The organism is Betaproteobacteria bacterium (assembly GCA_016713305.1).
GTDB lineage: Bacteria > Pseudomonadota > Gammaproteobacteria > Burkholderiales.
The window spans coordinates 269,745-291,808 of sequence record JADJPK010000008.1 but is presented as its reverse complement, the minus strand read 5'-3'; the positions used below and the strand labels follow the sequence as shown (position 1 = coordinate 291,808).

The window sequence follows — 22,064 nt, the reverse complement described above, 5'->3', positions numbered from 1 at the left end:
GCCGCGGTCCGCGCGAACCCCTCGGGCGCCGGATCGCCCGGGTTCACCCGGGACGGTCCTTGCATTGACGAATCTCGATGCAATTGCTCGCTGAGACTGCCATCTTCCTCGGCGCCGCCGTCGTCGCGGTGCCCGTGTTCCGCAAGTTGCGGCTCGGCGCCGTGCTGGGCTTCCTGGTGGCGGGGCTGGCCATCGGTCCGTGGGGGCTCAAGCTCGTCACCAACGTCGAGAGCATCCTCCACTTCGCCGAACTGGGCGTCGTGCTGCTGCTGTTCATCATCGGCCTGGAGCTCCAGCCGTCGCGGCTGAAGGCGCTGCGGCGTCCCGTGTTCGGGCTGGGCTCGGCGCAGGTGGGCGTCACCACGGCCGCGGTGGCCCTCACGGCGATGCTGCTGGGCGCCGACTGGCGCGTGGGCGTGATCGCCGGCGTGGCGCTTTCCATGAATTCCACGGCCTTCGTGCTCCAGCTCCTCGGCGAGCGCAAGCAGTTGCCGACGCGCCACGGCCGGTCCGCCTTCGCCATCGCCCTGTTCCAGGACATGGCCGTCATTCCCATGCTCGCGCTGATCCCGCTGCTCGTGGCGCACGAAGCGGCCTCCGGCAGCGATCCATGGCTCGGCGCTGCCAAGGCCGTGGCCGTCATCACCGCCGTGATCGCCGGCGGACGGTACCTGCTGCGGCCCGTGCTGCGCGCCGTGGCGGAAAGCGGCATCCAGGAGATCTTCACGGCGGCAGCGCTTCTGGTCGTCATCGGCACGGCGCTCGTGATGCAGTCCGCCGGGCTGTCGATGACGCTCGGCGCCTTTCTGGCCGGCGTGCTGCTCGCGGACTCCGAATACCGGCACGAGATCGAAGCGGCCATCGAACCGTTCAAGGGGCTTCTGCTGGGCCTCTTCTTCATCGCCGTGGGCATGGGGGTCAACGTGGGCCTGCTGCTGGCTCGGCCGTTCGCCGTCCTGGGGACGGCGCTCGCATTGATGGCCGGCAAGGCGCTCATCGTGTTCGCGATCGCCACCATCACGCGCCACGAGCGTGAAAGCGCGCGCACTCTGGCCGTGCTGCTGGCACATGCCGGCGAGTTCGCGTTCGTGCTGGTGGGTCTCGCCCTGGAGAACCGTCTCGTCGACTCCGCCACGCGCGATTTCCTGGTGGTGGTGGTCACCGTCTCCATGGCACTCACTCCGCCCTTGTTCCTGCTGAACGAACGCTGGTCGGCGAGATCGCGCCAGGCGAAGAGCAGGCCGTTCGATGCGGTCGACGAAACGGACGCCCCCGTCATCATCGCCGGCATCGGTCGTTTCGGCCAGATCGTGAGCCGCGTCCTGAGCGCCCGGCGCATCGCCTACACCGCGCTCGATGCCAGTCCGGACCAGGTCGAGACGGTCCGGCGCGTGGGTCGCAAGGCCTATTACGGCGACGCCTCGCGGCTGGAACTGCTTCGCGCCGCCGGCGCCGAACGCGCTCGTCTCCTTGTCCTGGCCATCGACGACGTCGAGGCCTCGATACGCACTGCGGAGACGGTGCGCCGGCATTTTCCGCAGCTGCAGATCCTGGCGCGCGCACGAAACCGGCATCACGCGCTGCAACTGATGGAGCTGGGCGTGAAGGTCATCCACCGGGAGACTCTCGGCTCCGCGCTCGAGATGGCGCGGGACGTGCTCGAAGCGCTGGGCCTCGACGCGGAGGTTGCCCGCGATACGGTCGCCCGCTTCCGGCGGCACGACGACGAGGTGCTCCACCGTCAGTTTGCGGTGCATCGCGATGAAGACCGGATGATCCAGACGTCGAAGGAAGCGGCGGAGGAACTGGCCGGCCTGTTCGATTCCGACCGCGACAACGGTTCGGCCGGCAGCGCGGAGAATCCGCTCGACCTCGCACGCAGCTGGAAGTAGCGCAACCGCCCCCCTGGCACTAAGATCGGGACATTGCAGGGGAGGTTCGTCATGGCCATCGCACCGCTGTCCATCGACCTGCCCGCCGCCCTGCGCGGCACGGGCTTCGTTCCGTTCTACACGCCAGCGTCGGTCGTCCAGTCGCCGGTCAACGCGTTCACGCGCATCCTCGAAACGTCGGCGGCGACCGGGGCGCCTCTCCCGGCCGCCCAGGCACTCGCGCGCGCGGTTCCGGCGGCGGACACGCAGACGTTGCTGGACCGCTCGTACTTCCGGGATCTCATCGCCGGGCTCGGCCAGCCGCAGTTCCCCGGCGCTGCCGTGCAAGGTCCGTCGGCCGTGACCCAGTCCTTCGGCATCGAAGCCCTCCTCGGCCGCAACGGCCTGCCGCAGGCGCTGCAGCAGATCCCGGCCGCGCAAGCGGTGAATCTCTACGCTTCGGCCCTGAACCTCTTCAACACGATCCAGGCACTCGGCGGCGCCGAAGGCGGGGAAGGCTCGGGACCGGAACTCGGATCCCTGCTGGACATCACCGCCTGAACACGGGGCCCCGGGACCCTGGTCCCTGGCTCCCGGGAATTCAGGCCGCCTTCGGCGGCCATGGATTTCCAAGGTCCAGGTTCCGGGCTCCAATCCTTCGGTCACGGCGGGATTCTCCGCACCAAGGCCGTACGCATCCGTCATTAAGTGCTCGCCGCCGGTGCGCCGCGCGGCAGCCCACCTCCGATTCGGTGCAGCGCACTTTCAAGGTGCACGGCGATCGTCGTGCGGAAACATTCCCGGCATCAACGTCTTCGACTTCCCTTCCCGATCGCATGGCGGATCTGCGCCCCGTCTCGGCGCACGGCGAATGCGCGGCAGATTTATTGCAGTCCGCCTCGAACCGCCCCGACGGGGCGGCCCTCGGGACATCCATCAGGAGAGAGTCATGACACGCAGAGGAAGGGACCAGATATCGCCGCAGCGGAAGCTGCGCATCGGGCTGTCGGGCGCGATCGCAGCGGCGCTGGCCGCGCCGTTCGCGCAGGCGGAACCGGTACACACTCCCGTCACCGACGAAATGCTTGTCGGCGCCCACAAGGAAGCGAACAACTGGCTGATGGCGGGCCGCGATTACAGCGGCACGCGCTACAGCCCGCTCGCGAAGATCAGCACGAAGAACGTGAAACGGCTGGTGCCCGTGTGGTCGTTCTCCTTCGGCGTTCTGGATGCGCAGAACACCACGCCTCTGGTGGTCGATGGAGTCATGTACGTGACTGCGTCTCACGGCAAGATCTTCGCGGTCGAAGCGGCGACGGGCAAGCAGCTCTGGGCCTTCTCGCATCCCCTGCCCGACAACATCGGCAAGATGATGTGTTGCGATGTCGGCAACCGCGGCGCGGCGGTGTACGGCGACAAGGTTTTCTATGTGACGCCAGACGCCCATGTGATCGCGCTCGATCGCAGCACCGGCAAACCGGTATGGGACGTGACGGTCGGCGACTACACCAAGGCCCAGACCATGACCGTCGCTCCCCTCGTCGTGAAGGGCAAGGTGGTGGTGGGCATGTCCGGCGCCGAGTATCCGACGCGCCTGTGGATCGACGCGCTCGATGCCGAGACCGGGCGCCCAGGTGTGGCGTCGTTACACCATCCCCGGCCCTGGCGAACCCGGCTTCGACACCTGGGGCACCACGGATGCGGACGCATGGAAGTACGGCGGCGGCTCCACCTGGATCACCGGTTCGTACGATCCGCAACTGGACGTCCTGTACTGGAGCACCGGCAACCCCAACCCCGACTGGGACGGCGAGGGGCGCAAGGGCGACAACCTGTACACCAACTCCACTCTCGCCCTCGATCCGGACACCGGCGGCATCAAGTTCCACTATCAGTACACGCCCTGGGATGTCTGGGACTTCGACGGCGTGAACGAGACGATCCTGGCGAACGTGGACGGAAAGAAGGTGTGGCTGCACGGCGACCGCAACGGCTACCTGTACAAGATCGACCGCACCAACGGCGCGTTCGTGTGGGCCAAGGAGATCTCCAAGGTGAACTGGGCAACCGGCTTCACGCCGGAGGGCCGGCCCATCATCGACGAGACGAAGGTGCCGACGTACACGAACAAGGCGATGAACGTCTGTCCCGCCTCCGAGGGAGGCAAGTGGTGGAATCCCATGAGCTACCACCCCATCGCCAGGACCGTGGTGGTCCCCAGCCGCGAGATCTGCGTCGACATCCTGGCCGGCAAGAGCGACCGGGTGGAAGGCAAGTACAACCTGGGCATTGCCGAGGCCGACTGGATCAAGGGCTACGGTCAGCTCGTCGGTTTCGACGCCGTGACCGGAGAGAAGACCTGGACGGTGAAGGCGCCTTCGCCCTTCACCTCCGGCGTGCTCACCACCGGCGGCAATCTCGTGTTCGCCGGTACGCCGGAAGGTGACTTCAAGGCCTTCGACATCCGTACCGGCGAGGAACTGTGGTCCTACGCCACCGGTTCGGGCATCGTGGGCAGCCCGATCGCGTTTGCGGTGGACGGCAAGCAATACATCGCAGTGCCGTCGGGCTGGGGCGGCTGGACGGGCTGGGCCACCTGGGGCGGCAAGGGTGGCGCTCCGCACCTCAAGGACAACCGCAAGGGGGGTACGCTGTTCGTCTTCGCGCTGTTCGACGTCAAGTAATGCGCGCCGGCAGACGGAGCCCCGCCGGACCCCGTCTGCCGCTCTCCGGAGCCATCCCAGAATGAGAAGACTGCTTTGCCTGTTTGTATGCCTCGTGTCCTGCTGCGTTCAGGCGCAAGGTCTCACCAACCCGCTGTCGCCGGACCCCGAGGTCGTGGCCCATGGCCGCAAGCTGTTCCACCGCACCGGATGCATCGCGTGCCACGGCACGAACGCACGTGGCGCGGTGGGGCCGGATCTGACCGACGACGAGTGGCTGCGCGCGCCCTCGGACGAGATGATCTTCAACACCATCCGCAATGGACGCTCGGGGACGGTGATGTCGGGCTTCGCCGGAGATCTGTCCGAAGAGGAAACCTGGACGATCATCACCTGGCTGCGGGACGAGAACCGCAAGCGCAAGGCGCCCTGATCAGCGCTGGGAAAGAGTCGCGGAAGGCAATTCGCCGAACAGACGCCGATACTGCCGGCCGAAGAGGCTCGCATTCCAGAACCCCCACCTCGCCGCGACAGCCGACACCAGCACGTCGTGACGCCCCTTTGCGGCCAGGAGATCCCGCCGCGCATTGTTGAGCCGGATGAGCCGCAGATACTCCGCGGCACTCGTCCCCACCGAGCGGTGGAAGGCGTAGTTGAGCGTCCGCACGCCCACGTGAAGGTGCTCGCAGAGTTCGGTGAGCGTCGGAGCATCGGAGGAGTGGCTGGTGACGAAATCGCGGGCCCGCTGCGTCAGTCGCTCATAGGACGAACGTGGCCGGCCGACGCCACGGACCCCGGCTCTGCCCAGATAGGCGACGAGGACCAGCAACGCTGCGCGTTCCTCGATCTGCGCCTGGACGGCGGCGGAATCCCGGCTGGCGTGGTTGCTCTCCAGGTTGGAGAGCACCGACTGGCAGAAGCGCCGCAGAGCCAGCGTGCGGTGGGCGGGCAGATCCAGGATCCGTGGAAGATTCGACAGGTGTTTCGCGTCCGCGATGTGCATCGTGGCCGCGTAGTGCAGGAGGACCGGGGCCGGCAGGGAGATGCCGCCAACCTCTGCACCCGCCGGGCAGATGCCCCACAGGTCCACGCCGGGTTCCAGGGTGAGCACCCCGGTATCGTTCAATTCCTGACCGAAGAACCGGCTACCGGCGCAACCGGACAGCGGAAACAGGCAGGCGTACGTGGGGAGATGGTAGGCAACTCTCACTTCGGTCGCCGTCGACACCTTCTCCCGGAACACCAGCGTCTGCCCGATATGCCCGACCTCGGCGGTCACCTTCCACACGCCGGGGGTGAGCTGTTCGTAACGCCGCTGGGCCGTCTGCCCGTACGCGTCCGTCACCACATCGGGGCTGGTCGTTGTGACGCGGGTCCAGTGCATGTGCCCCTCCGAGGACTCCATCCCTTGTCCGGTTCCGCTCGAGGTCTTCGCGATCGCTTGGGGACTCACGCTGGCTCCTGCCGGCTGCGGACCGCGGTGAATGCGGTCACTCACGTCGGATTATGTCCGGACAGGAAGACGCTCTGCAGGAGGGAATTGTCTTCGCCCTGCCAGATTCCGGCAAATATTTAAGAAAGGCAGATTTGCCAGCCTGCCTCCCTCCTCAAGGGAGAGATCGCGGGCCGTAGACAGGGACATTGTTGTCGGGTCACACCGGCCCCAAACCTTGGGCCGGCCGCGGGTCCGACGCTGCATCAGGAGCCTTGCAAACATGCTGCACCTCGGGGGAATGGTCGCCGCCGCACTGGCCGCGTCCATCACTTGGCTGATTTCCAACGGTCTTTCCACCGGCGGAGTCGCCGGGATATCCCTCTGGTCCGCAGCCTGCGGGCTGGCTTGGGCCGCGGGCCGTCACCGCGCAACAGATGCGCCGATTCCAACGGCCAGCGCGGATCCCGAGCCGGAAACGAAAGCTTCCTCCGAACGACTGGTCGAACTGTGCGACGGTGTCCTGCCCATCTGGGCCAAGAACATCGAATCGGCCCGGGCGCAGACCCAGGACGCCATCGAGGACCTCGCCGGCCGCTTCGCCGGCCTCGCGACCCGGCTGCAGACAGCGGACGGCACGGGACAGGCAGGCGCCACTCACCACAACGACGTGGTGTCGACGCTGAAAGGATGCGAAGACCGCCTCAACCCGGTGCGCGAAAACCTCTCGAGCGCTCACAGCGTTCAGCAGCGGATCATGAGCGATGTCTCCGCACTTGCCGCGTTCACGGAAGAGATGCGCCACATGGCCTCGGACGTGGGGCGCCTGGCCGGACAGACCAACCTCCTGGCGCTCAATGCCGCCATCGAGGCGGCTCGCGCCGGCGAGTCGGGCCGTGGCTTCGCGGTGGTGGCGGACGAAGTCCGCAAGCTCTCCAGCCAATCCGCCGAGACAGGCAAACGGATCGGTGACAAGGTGTCCACGATCACCGCGGCAATCGAAGGCGTCGCCGCCGCCGCCGCGCAGGCCGCGCAGTCCCAGGCCCACGCCACCACGGCGACGGAGTCCGCCATACAGGAAGTGCTCGACCGCTTCTCGCAACTCGCCGAAACGCTGGAGGGCGACGCGCAGCGGCTTCTCACGGAGAACGCCGCGGTCCGCGACGAAATCGGTGCGTTGCTGGTGTCGTTCCAGTTCCAGGACCGCACCAGCCAGATCCTGCAGCACGCCATCGGCGACATCACGCGCATGCACGGCGTGGTTCAGGACTCGCGCGGCAATCCGGCCGCGCTCTCCTCCCTCGATCCTGCGCGCTGGCGTGTGGAACTGGCCAGGCGCTATGCGACGGAAGAAGAACGGCACAACCATGGCTCCACGGGTTCCCGGAGCGCGGCAAGCACGGTGACGGGCGTCAACTTCTTCTAGATCTGATCAACGGATACAGCCGGGCGGCCAGGGAGCCTTCCGGACGGAATCGGCACGGAGCGACAAATGGCAAAGACAATCATGATCGTGGACGACTCGGCCAGCCTGAGGCAGGTGGTCGGCATCGCGTTGAAGGGCGCCGGCTACGAAGTGCTGGAAGGCTCGGACGGCAAGGACGCGATGGGCAAGCTCGATGGCCGCAAGGTGCATCTCATCGTGAGCGACGTGAACATGCCCAACATGGATGGCATCAGCTTCGTCAAGGCAGTGAAGGCGCATCCGAACTACAAGTTCACGCCCATCATCATGCTGACCACCGAGAACCAGCAGGAAAAGATGATGGAGGGCAAGGCGGCAGGTGCGAAAGCGTGGATCGTGAAGCCGTTCAAGCCGCCAGAACTCCTGGATGCCGTGTCCCGCCTCGTGCTTCCCTGAGCGCGGACCCATGAGCGACACGACACTGACCATTGCCGGAGACTTCGGCATCTACCGTGCGGCCGAGCTGAAACCGCTCATCGCCGCGCAGGTGGCGGACTTCGAGGAACCGGCGCTAGATCTGGGCACCGTCACCGAGATGGACTCGGCCGGTCTGCAGCTGCTGTTGTTCGCGGAACGCGAAGCGGCAGCCCGCGGCCGCACGCTGCGCATCGCGTCGGCGAGCCCCGTTGTCGCGGACGTGCTGAGCGTCGCCGGAGTGCAGGCGCGATTCACGGTGGAATCCGCCTCATGAACGAACTCGAACAGGCAAGACAGACCTTCTTCGAGGAAAGCCGCGACATGCTGCGGCAGATCGAGGATGCGCTGCTGGCCCTCGAATCCGGAACGCAGGATCCCGAAACGCTGAACGGGCTCTTCCGCGCCGCCCACACCATCAAGGGATCGGCCGGACTGTTCGGGTTCGATCGCATCGGCCGGTTCACGCACGAGGTCGAGACGGTGCTCGACCGGCTGCGGTCGGGCGAGATCGCGTTCAGTCCCGTGCTGGCCGCGCTGCTGCTGCAATGCTCCGATCACATCGGACACCTTCTCGACGAAACCGCCCAGCCCACCGAGCGGCCCGAGACCGGTGCTGCAGGCGAGGTGCTGCTGGCCAAGCTGGTCACTCTGACGAACGCCACGGCACGCTCCGACTCGCCGGCCGCCGCGACGGCCGGGCCGGAGCTTTCGGACGAAGGCCCCAAGCCGTGGAACATCCGCGTGCGCTTCGGTGCCGACGTCTTTCGCAACGGCATGGATCCGCTGTCCTTCCTGCGTTATCTCGGAACTAAGGGCGACATCCTCGACGTGAGCACGACGGCGTCCGGGGATGCCCGAAGCAGAGGCATTCGACCCCGAGTCATGCTTTCTCACGTTCGAGATCGTGATGCAGTCCGCGGGCACGAAGGCGGAGATCGTGTCGGTGTTCGACTTCGTGAAGGACGACTGCACGCTCGAGGTGCTCGCGCCGGGAGACAGGATCTCCGAGTGGATCGCTCTGCTGAAGCGCATGCCGGTCCACGAGAAGCGCATGGGTGACATGCTCGTCGAATGCGGCGCCATCACGCGCGCCGAACTGGATCGCGCCCTCCGCGCCCAGGAAGCAGGCGCGGCCGACCAGCCGCTGGGACAATTGCTCGTCTCGCAGAACGCCGCGACGCCGGAGGTGGTTCAGGCTGCCGTGTCCCGGCAGCGCGAGCAACGCTCGGAGGAAGCCAAGTTCATCCGAGTGCAGGCCGACAAGCTGGACAGCCTGATCAGCCTCGTGGGCGAACTGGTGATCGCCGGTGCGGGAGCGAATCTGCTCGCACGCCAGGCAAAGGACATGCGGATGCTGGAGGCCACCCAGTCCATCACCGATCTGGTGGAGGAGATCCGCAACGGCGCGCTCCAGCTGCGCATGGTGCAGATCGGCGAGACATTCACGCGCTTCCGCCGCGTGGTCCGCGACGTGAGCCAGGAACTGGGCAAGCAGATCGAACTGGTGATCTCCGGCGCCGAGACGGAACTCGACAAGTCGGTGGTGGAAAAGATCGCCGACCAGCTGATGCACCTCGTGCGCAACTCCATGGATCACGGCATCGAGATGCCCGATGCCCGGATGGCGGCCGGCAAGCCGGCCAACGGTACGCTGCGGCTGAACGCGTATCACGATTCCGGCTCCATCGTGATCGAGGTGATCGACGATGGAAAGGGGCTGGACCGCGACCGGATCCTGCAGAAGGCATGGGAGCGCGGCCTGGTCGCCTCCAACGCCGAACTGACCGATCAGGAGGTCTACGGGCTCATCTTCATGCCCGGCTTCTCCACGGCAGAGAAAGTCACGAGCCTGTCGGGCCGCGGGGTCGGCATGGACGTGGTCAAGCGCAATATCGAGGCGTTGCGGGGTTCCGTCACGCTGAACAGCCGTCCCGGCGCCGGCACGACCATCTCGATCCGCCTGCCCCTCACGCTCGCCATCATCGACGGCTTCCTCGTCACCGTCGGCAAGTCGTCGTTCGTGGTGCCGCTGGACATGGTCGTGGAATGCATCGAGCTGCCCGCGGAGACGCCTGCGGCCGCGGGGTACCTGAACCTGCGTGGCGAAGTTCTGCCCTTCCTCCGGCTGCGCGACGTCTTCGACATCGACGCGCCCGCGCCCGTGCACGACAACGTCGTGGTCGTGCGCAACGGGGCACAGCGCGCGGGCTTCGTGGTCGACCGGCTTCTGGGGGAATTCCAGACCGTGATCAAGCCGCTCGGACGCCTGTTCCGCAATCTTCAAGGCATCGGTGGTTCGACGATTCTCGGCAACGGCGAAGTCGCGCTCATCCTCGATGTCCAGGCGCTCATCGAGCGCGCCACACGCAAGCATTCCGCGCACGAACTGGCAGGTTCCCGCGCTGCTCAGTCCTAACGCAACGAAACGTCACCAGGAGAAACATCCATGGACAAACGAATTGGCATCGGCTTCGGCATCGTCGCCGGGCTGCTTGCTCTGGTCACCGTCGTCACGACGAACGGGCTGGGCAACATCGGAACGCGGGCGGGCGACGAAGCCTCCGCGCGGATGGCCGCGATGGACGCGGTGCGGCAATGGCGCGAGACCGCAGTGGAACGCGCTGCGGCCGTCCGATCGGGCGCGCGCGATGTCGTCGAAAGCGCGAGCCTCCGTGCCGCCGAAACTCTTGGCCGGCTGCCCGCCGGCGGCCCGGTGGATGCCGCCAAGCTCAAGACACTCGAGACGCAGACGGCCGGCGCCGCTCGCGATGCCGGGTCAGGCAAGGGTTCGCAGGAATTCGGCACGGCGCATGGTGCACTCATGGCCGGCTCTCTCGACGCCACACTGGCGCTCAAGCGTGATGCGGAATCGGCCGGCGCCCGGATGCATGACGCCGGGTCACAGACCCGCACGCTGGCATTCGTCCTGATGTTCGCAGGCCTGGGCGTGGCGGTCTACGGATTGACCGTCGCCCGTCGTACCGGCGCAGACCGGCGTGTGATCGAAGCGGCCAAGGCATTGGCGGATGGCGACGTGGGCGGGTCTGTCGAAGCCGGGGACGACGAAGCGCTGTCGCACCTCGAGCGGGCGCGCACGAATCTCAGGTCTCTGCTCGATGCGCAGGCGGCGTGGGCTCACGCTCATGCCGGCGGTTCCGTGCGGGAACAAGCTGCCGCGACCGTCTTGCCGGGCGCCTGGAAGGATATCGCGCGTGCCACCGAAGACATCCTGCGGTTGCAGGCCGACGTCGAATCGCGCATGGAGTCCGTCATCCTGGCCTATGGCGAAGGCAAGCTCGACGTGCGCATGGAATCCCTTCCGGGCGACCGGGCTCGCCTCGGAACCGCCATCGAGAGCCTGCGCGAGAAACTGGGCCAGGTCATGGAGACGCAGGCCCACGGCACGCGCATCCGCAATGCACTGGACAACGTCACGACCAACGTGATGATCGCCGACAACGACGGCACGATCACCTACTGGAACAGTTCGCTCAAGGAAATGCTCACGGGCGCGGAGTCGGACATCCGCAAGGCGTTGCCTCAGTTCGACGTGCGCACGGTCATCGGCACGAACTTCGACCAGTTCCACCGCAACCCGGCCCATCAGCGGAACGTCCTGGCCCATCTGCGCGGCACGCACAAGGCGCAGATCGAGGTGGGCGGACGCATCTTCCAGCTCATCGCCAACCCGGTGTTCGACGACCAGGGCAAGCGCCTGGGATCGGTCGTGGAGTGGAAGGACCGCACGCAGGAAGTGGTGCTGGAGAACGAGATGAGCACCGTGCGCAACGCGCTGGACCAGGTCACCACCAATGTGATGATCGCCGACAACGACGGCAACATCCGCTACTGGAACACGTCGCTGAAGGAAATGCTGACGGCGGCAGAGGCCGACATCCGCAAGGCGCTGCCCAACTTCGACGTGCGGACCGTCATCGGCACCAATTTCGACGCGTTCCATCGCAATCCGGCACACCAGCGCAACCTGCTGGGCCAGTTGCGCGGCACGCACAAGACGCAGATCGAGGTGGCGGGACGCAGCTTCCAGCTCATCGCCAATCCGGTCGTGGACGCGCAGGGGAAGCGCCTGGGATCGGTCGTGGAATGGAAGGACCGCACGCAGGAAGTCGCCATCGAGCGCGAGATCAACGATATCGTATCGGCGGCCGCGCAGGGCGATTTCACCCGCCGCGTGGCCATCGAGAACAAGGAGGCCTTCTTCAAGGCGCTGGGCGAACGCATGAACACGCTGCTCGCCACGAGCGAGGAAGGCCTGAACGAGGTGGCGCGTGTGCTGTCCGCGCTCTCGCAGGGCGACCTCACCCAGCGCATCACCAAGGACTTCCAGGGAACCTTCGGGGTGCTGAAGAACGACTGCAACGCAACCTCTGAACGCCTGAGCCAGGTGATCTCGGAGGTAAGGACGTCGGCAGATTCGCTGACCGGAGCCGCGGAGCAGGTCAGCGCCACGGCGCAGTCGATCTCGCAGAGCGCCAGCGAGCAGGCGGCGAGCGTGGAAGAGACGAGCGCATCCGTGGAGGAGATGTCCGCCTCCATCTCGCAGAACTCGGAGAACGCCAAGGTCACCGACGGCATGGCGTCGAAGGCGGCGACGGAAGCATCCGAAGGCGGGAACGCGGTGACACAGACCGTGCAGGCGATGAAGCAGATCGCCGACCGCATCGGCATCATCGACGACATTGCCTATCAGACCAATCTGCTCGCTCTGAACGCCGCCATCGAGGCGGCCCGCGCCGGCGAGCACGGCAAGGGCTTTGCCGTGGTGGCCGCCGAAGTGCGCAAACTGGCGGAGCGCAGCCAGGTGGCCGCGCAGGAGATCGGCACCCTGGCCGGCAGCAGCGTGGATCAGGCGGAGCGCGCCGGCAGGCTGCTGGAGGAGATGGTGCCCAGCATTCGCAAGACCTCGGATCTGGTGCAGGAGATCACGGCCGCTTCGGAGGAGCAGTCCACCGGGGTGTCGCAGATCAACGGCGCCATGAATCAGCTCAACCAGGCGACGCAGCAGAACGCGTCCGCTTCCGAGCAGCTCGCCGCCACGGCCGAGGAGATGAGCGGCCAGGCGGAGCAGTTGCAGGAGCTCATGGCGTTCTTCCAGATCGATTCCCGCACGGCCGCCCGGCGGGCAGCGAGTTCTCCCGGGTCCGAGCCCGGACGCCGGCAATCGATGCGCAATGCCGTTCCCTTGCGCCGCACGGGAACGGACGGCGCGGCGTTCGACGAGTCCTACTTCGAGAAATTCTAGGAGACCGGAATGAGTCGTGTCATGGAGTCCGCGGCCCATGCCGCGGCCCCGGTTCCGGCCGCCAGGCAGTTCCTGACGTTCCAGCTCGCCGGGGAGATGTACGCGGTGGGCATCCTGAACATCAAGGAGATCATCGAGTGCGGGGCGCTCACGTCCGTTCCGATGATGCCGCAGTTCATTCGCGGCGTGATCAACCTGCGGGGATCGGTGGTGCCCGTCGTCGACCTGAATGCCCGCTTCGGCCGTCCGCCCTCCGGTATCGGCAAGCGCTCGTGCATCGTCATCATCGAGGCCGAGACGGAGGGCGAGTTCCAGGACGTCGGCGTGCTGGTCGACTCGGTGAGTGAAGTGCTCGACATCGCGGACGCGGACATAGAACCGGCGCCGACCTTCGGCGCCGGCATCCGTTCCGATTTCGTGTCGGGAATGGGCAAGGTCGCAGGCCGTTTCGTGATCCTGCTGGAACTGACCCGGGTACTGGCCGTGGACGAGATGGCCGCGCTGGCTCTCGACCCGCAAGCGGTCACTCACTGAGGCTCCCGCATGGTCCTGGAAACCGCCATCACCGACCGCGAGTTCGACTCGCTGCGCACCCTGCTCTACCGGGAGGCGGGCATCACGTTGTCGTCTCAGAAGAAGCCCATGGTGTGCGGCCGACTCGGACGGCGGCTGCACAAGCTCGGCCTGCGGTCCTATACGGACTATCTGCAGCGCATCGATGGTGGCGTCGATCCCGCGGAGCTGCAGACGGCGATCGACCTGCTGACCACCAACGAGACCTATTTCTTCCGCGAGCCGAAGCACTTCGAATGGCTCAGGGAACGCATGCGTGCCGCTCCGGCGGGCCGTGCATTCCGCGTGTGGAGTGCCGCATGCTCCAGTGGGGAGGAGCCGTACACCATCGCCATGGTGGCGGCGGATACGCTCGGAGAGAGGCCATGGGAAATCCTGGCCTCCGACATCTCCACCCGTGTGCTCGACTCCGCACGTCAGGGCCTTTATCCGATGGAACGGGCCGAGCACATTCCCAAGGCCTATCTGAGCCGCTTCTGCCTCAAGGGAACCGGTCCGTACGAGGGGCAGTTCCTGATGGCGAAGGCCTTGCGCAACCGCATTCGTTTCCAGCAGGTCAACCTGCAGCGCCCGTTCGCGGAGGGCCCCCCCTTCGATGTGATCTTCCTGCGCAACGTGATGATCTATTTCGACGTGGAGACCAAGAAGTCGCTGGTCGAGCGGCTCGCTCAACGCCTGGGACCGGAGGGACGGCTCGTGATCGGCCACTCCGAGAGCCTCAACGGCGTGACGGCCGCCTTGCGCGCGGAACTGCCCACGGTGTACGCGCCCACCTGAGCCCCCGACGATGATCGCAACCTGGCAGCCCGCCATCGAGGAGATCTACCTCATGCCGGGCGATCTCCATTTCGGTCCTGCGCCGGGCCGCATCAGCACCCTGCTGGGCAGTTGCGTGTCCATCGCGCTGTGGCACCCCAAGCGGCGCATGGGGGGCATGTGCCACTATCTCCTGCCGTCGGGCCGCCGGCGGCCTGGCTCCAAACCGGGTGCCTACGCCGACGAGGCAATCGCGGAACTCGTAAGGCACATCACACGCGCCGGCAGCAGGCCCGCTGAGTATCGCGCCAGTCTCGTGGGCGGCGGGCACATGTTCCCCATGATCCGCCGCTCGTCGATCTCCGAGATCGGCGACCGGAACGTCGCCGCCGGCCGATCCCTGCTCGAGAAGAACGGATTCACGCTCTACATGGAAGACACCGGCGGCAGCGGGCACCGGCACGTGGAGTTCGATCTGGCGACCGGAGACGTCCGGGTCCGCTTTGAACGCCAGCCACCGTCCGACGAGACTCTTCGGAGACCCGCATGAGCAACAAGACGCAAGTTCTGGTGGTGGACGATTCGGCGGTCGTGCGCAAGGTGCTGACCGATCAGCTCGCGCGCGACCCGTCCCTGGAAGTGATGGCGGCCGTCGCCGATCCGTTGCTCGCCATGGAACGGATGAAGATGAAATGGCCCGACGTCATCGTGCTGGACGTGGAGATGCCCCGCATGGACGGCATCACGTTCCTGCGCAAGATCATGGCGGAACGCCCCACGCCGGTCGTCATCTGCTCCACGCTCACGGAAAAAGGCGCGGAAACGACCATGCAGGCACTGTCCGCCGGTGCGGTGAGCTTCGTGACCAAACCCAAGATCGGACTCAAGGACTTCCTCACGGAATCCGCGGCCGAACTCATCGGGGCCGTCAAGACCGCAGCGCGTGCCAAACCTCGCGCGACCGCCGCCAAGAGTCCGGCACCCGCGGGAATGGTGAATCCCGCGCCCAAGCTGACCGCCGATGCGATCCTGCCTTCGAACGCGCATGCGATGGCCCGCACCACCGAACGCGTGGTCGCCATCGGCACCTCCACGGGAGGGACGCAGGCACTCGAAGAGGTCCTGGTGGCATTGCCACGGGTCTGTCCCGGCATCGTGATCGTGCAGCACATGCCGGAGAAGTTCACCGCATCCTTCGCCCAGCGGTTGGACAGCGTCTGCCAGATCGACGTGCGGGAAGCCGCGCACGGAGATCGCGTCGTGCCCGGCCGCGCCTTGATCGCCCCGGGCGGGAAACACATGCTGCTGCAGCGAAATGGCGCCTACTACCAGGTCAACGTGATCGATGGCCCGGTGGTCAACCGGCATCGGCCCTCCGTGGACGTGCTGTTCCGGTCGGTCGCGCAGCAGGCCGGGCGGAACGCCACGGGCATCATCATGACGGGCATGGGGGACGACGGCGCGCGCGGCATGAAGGAGATGCACGACGTCGGTGCCCCGGACCGTCGCGCAGGACGAGGCGACCTGCGTGGTGTACGGCATGCCGAAGGAAGCCGTGAAGCTTGGCGCCGTGGACGCGATCGTGCCGTTGGCCGAGATCGCCAGAGAGATCAGCCGACTGGCGTGAGGACCGGCAGCCACCCGCGGGCAGACCGATCAGACCATGCCGAGGTCGGGGATGGAAGCAAGCCGGATCGGGCAGGAGTCGACCCGCCCGGGCCGGAGTCGTTCCAGGGAGACGGCACCGTCATGCAGCGTGGACTGCAGACGCGCCGCCTGAGTCACGTCGTGCCAATCGGGAGATCCCCATGAATCTGGTGCAACTGGTATACGCGAGCAGGATGTCCGGGCCGCTGTCCATGTCGGAACTCGTCCAGATGCTGGATGTGGCCCGAAGCCGCAATGCGCAAGCGGGGCTCACGGGCATGCTGACGTTCGGGGCCGAAGAGTTTCTCCAGGTCCTGGAGGGACCCGCGGATGCCGTGAACGCGCTCTATTCGAAGCTCATGACCGACCCCCGGCACAAGGATCTCGTGCTCCTCGGTTACGGCCCGATCGCCGTGCGGCAGTTCGCCGACTGGTCCATGGGCTTCTATTCGCTGGGCGACGATGGCCTTCTGGCGGAAGCCGGCTTGCCCGCGGACAGATTCGATCCGGCATCGATGAAGTACGAGCAGGCGCTGCGACTTCTGCGCGCGATGTCGGACCGGTTGGGTCGGGCCGGGTCCGGCGCCGGCCCCGCCGGGACCCGGGCGATGTCCTCCCGGCCGAGGGAAGGCGCCGCCCCGATCCGGCAAGTATCGGGCTAGACGCGATCCGACCCTTGTGCGCGGCCGCGACGCAGGTCTTGCGGCTGGCCGCTGCCTGGGACGGTCCGCACACGTCCCGGTTTCCGGGCTGGCAACCCGCGGCGAGGGGGCCCGGAACCATGCGGCAACCACCGACCCGCCAGTGCAGTGGCACCGGTCGCCATGGAATCCGGGATGGATGCAGGGCCGCGCCGGGGGGACTCCTCCGAACGGGAGATCACTCGACTCGCGCGCGATCGCCGTAGCCGTAGCGGATCACGTGCGGATCGAGCCACTGCGCGACGCCATCGAACTCCTTCGCGTAGCGGCGCCAGCGGCCTTCGGCGGATCGATACAACGGGCGCGACACGTCGGCAAAGCTCGGCGTGGATATCACCTTGCCGCGCGCATGCTCGTGAAACGAAGCCGGCGCGTCCTGCCACTCCAGCCCCATCTGCGACAGGACCGGCCCGACCGCCTGCCGCAGATCGCGCACCAGGTCCTCGTAGCGGATCTCGACGCACGCGATGTCCAGTTCGCTGCGCATGTGCTCCCAGTGCGACATCACCGCATCGTAGAACCGGGCGCCGGTGGTCCAGTCGAGGAAATGCACCGTGAGCGGATCCGGTGCGAAAGCCTGCATGAAGCAGCTCAGGAGCACGTCGCGCGGATCGCGCAAGCAAAAGACGACCGGCGACTGGGGAAACAGGGCGCGAATGAAACCCGCGTGCAATGTGTTCATGGCCGTCTTGTCCACGAACCGCTCGGAGGCCGCAAGAGCACGGCCCACCCTCTCCTCCGCCAGCGTCCAGTACTGCGAACGCAGCTTCTGCCGCCCCGCGGGCCCCACGGCCTGGAACGTCCGCGTCCAGTGCTCGCCGGGGCTTGCGGCCTGCCGCCCGAGATGGCGCATCAGCCTGGGCACGATGTCGTGCTCGTCGCTGGTCGACACTTGCGGATGGGCGTCCAGCACCTGCTCGAGAAGCGTTGTCCCCGAACGGTAGAAGCCGATCATGAACACCGGCGACCGTGCTTGGCCCTCGTCTGCCGTGTCCTCGACGAAACTGGCGGTGCAGAGGGTGCGTTCCAGCGCGAGACTCGAGGGCACGGCATTCGCGTCGAAGCGCCCGGGCGGCAGACGGGACAGCGCGAGCCGGCCCGCGCGCGATATCGACTCGAAAGCCCGCGGAGCATCTCCCTGCCGGTCCAGCACGCGCCCCAGCTCGAACAGCGCACGACCGAGATTGGGATCGCCCGGCTTCGCCCCCACCGTCTCCAACAACGAACGGGCCTCGTCGAGCCTGCCGAGTTCGATGTCGATCGTGGCGAGAAGAATCGCCGCGTTCGATGCGTCCGGCGCCAGCGTGCGGGCCCGCAGGGCGGACACGCGGGCCTCTTCATGCCGGTTCATGCGCACCAGGGCCTGTGCACGCAGGTGATGGCCGCGGGCGGCGGCCGGATGGATCTTCAGCGCCGCATCGATGACGGCCAGGGAAGGTTCGAACGCGAACAGCCCGTGCAGCTCGTGCGCGAGATCGAGCAGCGGATCGACGTTGCCGGACTTCCGCGCGGGTCGCTGCAGGAGCCGCGCGGCTTCCAGCAGGCGCTCGCGCGCCTCCCGGACGTGTCCCAGCCGGGCGAGACAGTGCCCCAGCCCGCCTAGCGCGATATCGGACTGCGGCGCGATCCGCAGGACCTCCTCGAAGCACGCCCGTGCGCTGTCGTAGTCGCCACGTTGCACTGCGGTCCGGCCCCGTGCGATCAGCTGCACCGCATCCATCGAACGATCGCTCTCCGCTCCACCTCTGAATCCCGCCGCGGCACCCCTGGCGGTAGCCCGATGATGGGCGAGCGGGGCCGTTCGCGACATGCGTCATATCGTCGCATGTGACGTCATGACGCAGTCCTGGGCAAGGCACCCAAACCTAGAATCGGCCTTCACGGTGCAACGGTCGGAAGCCCCCGCAATTCACGACAGACCGGTGCCGGAAGTCCAAACCCATCCACCAGGAGCCTCCTCCATGCAATCAAGCAAAGTCTTTCAACGGTCCGCCATCGCAACCGCTCTGACGGCCATGGTCGCCGTCTTCGCAGCAGCAGACGCGGTGGCCGCTGGCGCCGTCACGTTCCAGAGCTGGAACGGTGTGGTCGGCGACGCGTCGATCGGCGCCGGTGACACGCTCACGGCATTCAAGGATCTGCCCAAGAGCAACTATTCCGACAACCCGAGCCTGAACTTCTCCGCGTGGGCACACGCCGGCGGCTCTCCCTGGTGGACGTTCCAGCTCACCGAAGCCGTCGACACGACGATCCGCCTGGAAGCCACGACAAGCAGCGCGGCGTACAAGCCCGCGATGACCGTCTGGGCCTCCGGCAACACGAAGTTCGACGGTGGCGAATCGGCCGTGACGACCGAAGTCGCGAACAACGGCTGGGACACGCCTCACTCCTTCAATGCCGTCGGCGAACTCGGCTCGTTCGGCACCTACTGGATGAGCGGCGATGGCGTCACGACCTACTCGAACATGAAGCAGACGCTCGCCTATGGCGTGACGGGTCCTTCACACGACAGCGGCACGGGTTGGGGAGAGAGCATTCTGCAGGGTGTGCACGACGTCAGTGTCGATAACACCTACGAGAGCGGCGTCGCCGGCAGCACGGGTTCGAACTGGCTGGAGATCAGCTTCACGAACCTGCAGCCGGGCTGGTACGTCATCTTCGCCGGCGGGTCCGATCATTCGCTCAGCACCCAGAACATGACGCTCTCGGTGAACACCGCACCCGTTCCCGAGCCCGAGACCTGGGCCATGCTCGCTGCGGGCCTCGTCGGGATGGCATTCATGCGCCGCAAGCAGCGCGCCTGAGCGTCTCCATCGAAGAATTGGCGGGCCGGCAAGGTACAGGGCGCTTGGCGGTGCCACCTGTCGCTGCGCCGGCTCGCCAGCCATGCAATCGTCGAAGTCGTCTTCACGCACGTTCCGCGTCGTCGCAATGACGCGGAACCTCCAGGCTGAACGTCATGGGGCCAGGGGGAGCAGTTTCCGGTCCGCCGCCCGGCTTGCGCGAGACCTTCGAGCATCCGTCGGGTAGGTCATGTCATCACTCTCGTTTTCCAGACGCCGCACGGTCACAGCCGTGTCGGCGCTGCTCGCACTTGCGGGCATCACCGGCGCGTTCGCGCACCTCGGCCCCGTTCCTGTTTCGCTCAAGGGCGTGGCCATCCCCGAGGTTCCCGGTCTCACCACCGGACCCGACCCCATCATCGTCAATCGCCAGAAGGCGATGATCCTCGGGAAGGCGCTTTTCTGGGACATGAACGTGGGCAGCGACGGCATGGCTTGCGCGTCGTGCCACTTCCACGCGGGTGCCGATGCAAGAGTGAAGAACCAGATGGCGCCGGCCGGACCGGGCGGCGTCCCGACGTTCGACAAGGCATCCGACGGATTTCCCCGTGGTGCGAACTACACGCTGAAGCGCGGCGACTTTCCTTTCACGCAGTCCAAGGATCCGGCGATCGAGATCGAAGTCGCGGGACTCGCCAGGAAATCCGATGATGTCGCCGGGTCGGCCGGCACGTTCGGGGGCGGATTCAGGACGGTGGAACTCGCCGATGCGTCAGCCGACGATTGCAGCCGGTCGGCCGATCCGGTCTTCCACGTCGGCAGCGTCGGCGCACGGCGCGTGATCGAACGCAACGCCCCGAGCGTCATCAATGCCGTGTTCAACTACCGCAACTTCTGGGACGGCCGCGCGAACAACACGTTCAACGGCAGCAGTCCATGGGGCGACCGCGACCGCACTGCGGGCGTCTGGGTCAAGCAGGCGAGCGGCGCCGTGGCAAAGCTCAGGCTGCGGCTTTCGAACTCGGCCCTGGCTTCGCAGGCGCTGGCGCCCCCGGTGAGCGCGACGGAAATGAGCTGCGCCAACCGCAGCCTGGCGGACCTCGGCCGCAAGCTCATGTGGCGCCGTCCGCTCGAGTCCCAACGCGTGCATGCGTCGGACAGCGTCCTGGGGCCCTTGGCGTACAGCACGGGGAATGCGCTCCTGCCCGGCCTCAAGACGTACTACGTCACCCTGATCCGGGAGGCGTTCAATCAGAAGTTCTGGTCGTCGGGTGTCCGTGGCCCCTTCGGCTCGCCCAAGCCGACGGGAAGTGGTGATGTTCCCCTGCCCTACAACCAGTTCGAAGCGAACTTCGGCATGTTCTTCGCCCTGGCATTGCAGGTGTACCAGTCCACCCTTGTCTCCGACTACTCTCCGTTCGACCGCAGCCGCCGCGACGCCGAAGGCAATCCGGTGGATCTGTCTCCCGGCGCGATCCGCGGCATGCAGCACTTCCGCACCGCTCACTGCAATCTCTGCCACATCGGACCGCTGTTCACCTCGGCCGCTGTGGAAACCAACGCTGCTCTGGTGCGAAGCAACCCGATGGCTTTCGGCACGGAGACCTTCACGGTGAGCACGACTCGCAACGTGATCGGACGCACGCCGGCGATCAAGGGCACGGGCTTCGTCGACACGGGCTTCGCCGCGACAGGCGTCGTGGAGGACACATGGGATCCGGGGCTGGCAGGCAAGGATGCGTTCGGCAATCCGCTGTCCTTCGCCGAGCAGTATCTGCAGTACCTCGTCGGAAATCGGACCGCGGTCGTGGATCCCGTCGTGATGACAGTGCGCCCCTGCGACCTCCAGGTTCCCATCGCGTTCAACCTGCCGATCCCGCACCCGCTCATCTTCACGCAGGTGCAAGGTGTGGTTCCGCAGTCGCAACAGACGGCCGACTGCTACAACCCGTCCGGCGTCTATGTGCCGACACAGGCGGCCGCCGCAGCCGAGCTGGCAAGCAGCAACAACCGCAGGATGCTCGCCGTCACGGACGCGGCATTCAAGGTGCCATCGCTCCGGAACGTCGAACTGACCGGGCCCTACATGCACAACGGAAGCATGGCCACCCTGGACGAGGTGGTGGAGTTCTATTCCCGTGGCGGAAACTTCGAGGGGCGCAGCAAGCAGTTCGGCATGGTGTTTCCGCAGTCCACGCTGCAGCTCGACGCCCAGGCCCGTGCCGACGTGGTGGAATTCCTGAAGTCTCTCACGGACGACCGAGTCCGATACGAGCGCGCGCCGTTCGACCATCCGGAACTGCGCGTGCCTCACGGCAGCCCGGGCGACCACACGCGCATTCTGGGAACGAACGCATTGAGTCCGGTGCTGGGCGACGACGAGTTCATCCTGGTCCCGCCCATCGGCGCCGCCGGACGCGTCGACGCGCTGCTGCCCTTCGACACCTTCCTGGCCCCCTGACCACGAAACGAAAAGGCCGCGACGGAGCGTCG

General features: G+C 66.5%; 16 protein-coding genes and 3 pseudogenes. 17 read left to right on the top strand and 2 right to left on the bottom strand.

Features of this window, described 5'->3' with window-relative positions; translation table 11 throughout:
* Positions 1 to 77 precede the first annotated feature (77 nt).
* The 5 genes and pseudogenes from IPK20_11405 (at position 78) to IPK20_11385 (ending at position 4,967) form a co-directional block, all read left to right on the top strand.
* Positions 78 to 1,892 carry a cation:proton antiporter gene (locus IPK20_11405; protein ID MBK8017255.1) on the top strand — a complete coding sequence of 605 codons (1,815 nt, stop codon included), beginning with the start codon at positions 78 to 80 and terminating at the stop codon, positions 1,890 to 1,892.
* A gap of 51 nt (positions 1,893 to 1,943) precedes the next feature.
* A complete protein-coding gene (locus IPK20_11400; protein ID MBK8017254.1) occupies positions 1,944 to 2,432 on the top strand; it encodes a hypothetical protein in 489 nt (162 codons plus the stop codon).
* Between the two features lie 310 nt (positions 2,433 to 2,742).
* A pseudogene (locus IPK20_11395) lies at positions 2,743 to 3,549 on the top strand (PQQ-binding-like beta-propeller repeat protein).
* Complete coding sequence (locus tag IPK20_11390; protein ID MBK8017253.1) at positions 3,485 to 4,555, top strand: PQQ-binding-like beta-propeller repeat protein; 1,071 nt, start codon at positions 3,485 to 3,487, stop codon at positions 4,553 to 4,555. Before IPK20_11395 ends, IPK20_11390 begins: the two are co-directional and overlap by 65 nt.
* A 61-nt stretch (positions 4,556 to 4,616) precedes the next feature.
* Positions 4,617 to 4,967 carry a c-type cytochrome gene (locus IPK20_11385; GenBank protein MBK8017252.1) on the top strand — a complete coding sequence of 117 codons (351 nt, stop codon included), beginning with the start codon at positions 4,617 to 4,619 and terminating at the stop codon, positions 4,965 to 4,967.
* Here the strand turns inward: IPK20_11385 and IPK20_11380 are convergent, their stop codons facing one another.
* A complete protein-coding gene (locus IPK20_11380) occupies positions 4,968 to 5,918 on the bottom strand; it encodes a helix-turn-helix domain-containing protein (GenBank protein MBK8017251.1) in 951 nt (316 codons plus the stop codon).
* A gap of 100 nt (positions 5,919 to 6,018) precedes the next feature.
* Here IPK20_11380 and IPK20_11375 point away from each other — a divergent pair, with 100 nt between their 5' ends.
* The 10 genes and pseudogenes from IPK20_11375 to IPK20_11330 all read left to right on the top strand — a co-directional run bounded on the left by IPK20_11375 (position 6,019) and on the right by IPK20_11330 (position 16,749).
* Positions 6,019 to 7,392, top strand: a complete 1,374-nt coding sequence (locus IPK20_11375; GenBank protein ID MBK8017250.1) for a hypothetical protein — start codon at positions 6,019 to 6,021, stop codon at positions 7,390 to 7,392.
* Positions 7,393 to 7,458: 66 nt separating this feature from the next.
* Positions 7,459 to 7,827, top strand: a complete 369-nt coding sequence (locus IPK20_11370) for a response regulator (protein MBK8017249.1) — start codon at positions 7,459 to 7,461, stop codon at positions 7,825 to 7,827.
* Between the two features lie 10 nt (positions 7,828 to 7,837).
* Positions 7,838 to 8,122, top strand: coding sequence for an STAS domain-containing protein (locus IPK20_11365; protein MBK8017248.1), 285 nt, complete (start codon positions 7,838 to 7,840; stop codon positions 8,120 to 8,122).
* Positions 8,119 to 10,264 (top strand): annotated as a pseudogene (locus tag IPK20_11360) (chemotaxis protein CheA). The gene IPK20_11365 and the pseudogene IPK20_11360 overlap by 4 nt, the downstream one beginning before the upstream one ends.
* Positions 10,265 to 11,107: 843 nt before the next feature.
* Positions 11,108 to 13,111 carry a PAS domain-containing protein gene (locus IPK20_11355; GenBank protein ID MBK8017247.1) on the top strand — a complete coding sequence of 668 codons (2,004 nt, stop codon included), beginning with the start codon at positions 11,108 to 11,110 and terminating at the stop codon, positions 13,109 to 13,111.
* A gap of 9 nt (positions 13,112 to 13,120) precedes the next feature.
* Positions 13,121 to 13,645 (top strand): chemotaxis protein CheW, encoded by a 525-nt coding sequence (locus tag IPK20_11350; GenBank protein MBK8017246.1) that lies wholly within the window; start codon positions 13,121 to 13,123, stop codon positions 13,643 to 13,645.
* A gap of 9 nt (positions 13,646 to 13,654) precedes the next feature.
* On the top strand, positions 13,655 to 14,461 hold the full coding sequence (locus tag IPK20_11345; protein ID MBK8017245.1) for a protein-glutamate O-methyltransferase CheR: 807 nt from the start codon (positions 13,655 to 13,657) through the stop codon (positions 14,459 to 14,461).
* A 10-nt stretch (positions 14,462 to 14,471) separates the two neighbouring features.
* Entirely contained in the window at positions 14,472 to 14,990 is a 519-nt protein-coding gene (locus IPK20_11340) for a chemotaxis protein CheD (protein ID MBK8017244.1), read from the top strand.
* Positions 14,987 to 16,067 (top strand): annotated as a pseudogene (locus IPK20_11335) (chemotaxis response regulator protein-glutamate methylesterase). Before IPK20_11340 ends, IPK20_11335 begins: the two are co-directional and overlap by 4 nt.
* A gap of 181 nt (positions 16,068 to 16,248) precedes the next feature.
* Positions 16,249 to 16,749, top strand: coding sequence for a BLUF domain-containing protein (locus IPK20_11330; protein MBK8017243.1), 501 nt, complete (start codon positions 16,249 to 16,251; stop codon positions 16,747 to 16,749).
* 217 nt (positions 16,750 to 16,966) lie between these two features.
* Here IPK20_11330 and IPK20_11325 read toward each other — a convergent pair whose 3' ends face one another.
* Positions 16,967 to 18,508 (bottom strand): sulfotransferase, encoded by a 1,542-nt coding sequence (locus IPK20_11325; protein ID MBK8017242.1) that lies wholly within the window; start codon positions 18,506 to 18,508, stop codon positions 16,967 to 16,969.
* A gap of 241 nt (positions 18,509 to 18,749) precedes the next feature.
* Here IPK20_11325 and IPK20_11320 point away from each other — a divergent pair, with 241 nt between their 5' ends.
* Together IPK20_11320 and IPK20_11315 are read left to right on the top strand one after the other, a co-directional pair.
* Positions 18,750 to 19,592, top strand: coding sequence for a PEP-CTERM sorting domain-containing protein (locus IPK20_11320; GenBank protein ID MBK8017241.1), 843 nt, complete (start codon positions 18,750 to 18,752; stop codon positions 19,590 to 19,592).
* A gap of 229 nt (positions 19,593 to 19,821) precedes the next feature.
* Entirely contained in the window at positions 19,822 to 22,032 is a 2,211-nt protein-coding gene (locus IPK20_11315) for a cytochrome-c peroxidase (protein ID MBK8017240.1), read from the top strand.
* The last annotated feature ends 32 nt before the right edge of the window (positions 22,033 to 22,064 follow it).

Bases quoted from the DNA above. Each gene is read 5' to 3' on its own strand.
- IPK20_11405 (MBK8017255.1), top strand. From the start codon at position 78: ATGCAATTGCTCGCTGAGACTGCCATCTTCCTCGGCGCCGCCGTCGTC.
- IPK20_11400 (MBK8017254.1), top strand. From the start codon at position 1,944: ATGGCCATCGCACCGCTGTCCATCGACCTGCCCGCCGCCCTGCGCGGC.
- IPK20_11390 (MBK8017253.1), top strand. From the start codon at position 3,485: ATGCCGAGACCGGGCGCCCAGGTGTGGCGTCGTTACACCATCCCCGGC.
- IPK20_11385 (MBK8017252.1), top strand. From the start codon at position 4,617: ATGAGAAGACTGCTTTGCCTGTTTGTATGCCTCGTGTCCTGCTGCGTT.
- IPK20_11380 (MBK8017251.1), bottom strand. From the start codon at position 5,918: ATGCACTGGACCCGCGTCACAACGACCAGCCCCGATGTGGTGACGGAC.
- IPK20_11375 (MBK8017250.1), top strand. From the start codon at position 6,019: ATGCGGTCACTCACGTCGGATTATGTCCGGACAGGAAGACGCTCTGCA.
- IPK20_11370 (MBK8017249.1), top strand. From the start codon at position 7,459: ATGGCAAAGACAATCATGATCGTGGACGACTCGGCCAGCCTGAGGCAG.
- IPK20_11365 (MBK8017248.1), top strand. From the start codon at position 7,838: ATGAGCGACACGACACTGACCATTGCCGGAGACTTCGGCATCTACCGT.
- IPK20_11355 (MBK8017247.1), top strand. From the start codon at position 11,108: ATGGAGTCCGTCATCCTGGCCTATGGCGAAGGCAAGCTCGACGTGCGC.
- IPK20_11350 (MBK8017246.1), top strand. From the start codon at position 13,121: ATGAGTCGTGTCATGGAGTCCGCGGCCCATGCCGCGGCCCCGGTTCCG.
- IPK20_11345 (MBK8017245.1), top strand. From the start codon at position 13,655: ATGGTCCTGGAAACCGCCATCACCGACCGCGAGTTCGACTCGCTGCGC.
- IPK20_11340 (MBK8017244.1), top strand. From the start codon at position 14,472: ATGATCGCAACCTGGCAGCCCGCCATCGAGGAGATCTACCTCATGCCG.
- IPK20_11330 (MBK8017243.1), top strand. From the start codon at position 16,249: ATGAATCTGGTGCAACTGGTATACGCGAGCAGGATGTCCGGGCCGCTG.
- IPK20_11325 (MBK8017242.1), bottom strand. From the start codon at position 18,508: ATGGATGCGGTGCAGCTGATCGCACGGGGCCGGACCGCAGTGCAACGT.
- IPK20_11320 (MBK8017241.1), top strand. From the start codon at position 18,750: ATGCAATCAAGCAAAGTCTTTCAACGGTCCGCCATCGCAACCGCTCTG.
- IPK20_11315 (MBK8017240.1), top strand. From the start codon at position 19,822: ATGTCATCACTCTCGTTTTCCAGACGCCGCACGGTCACAGCCGTGTCG.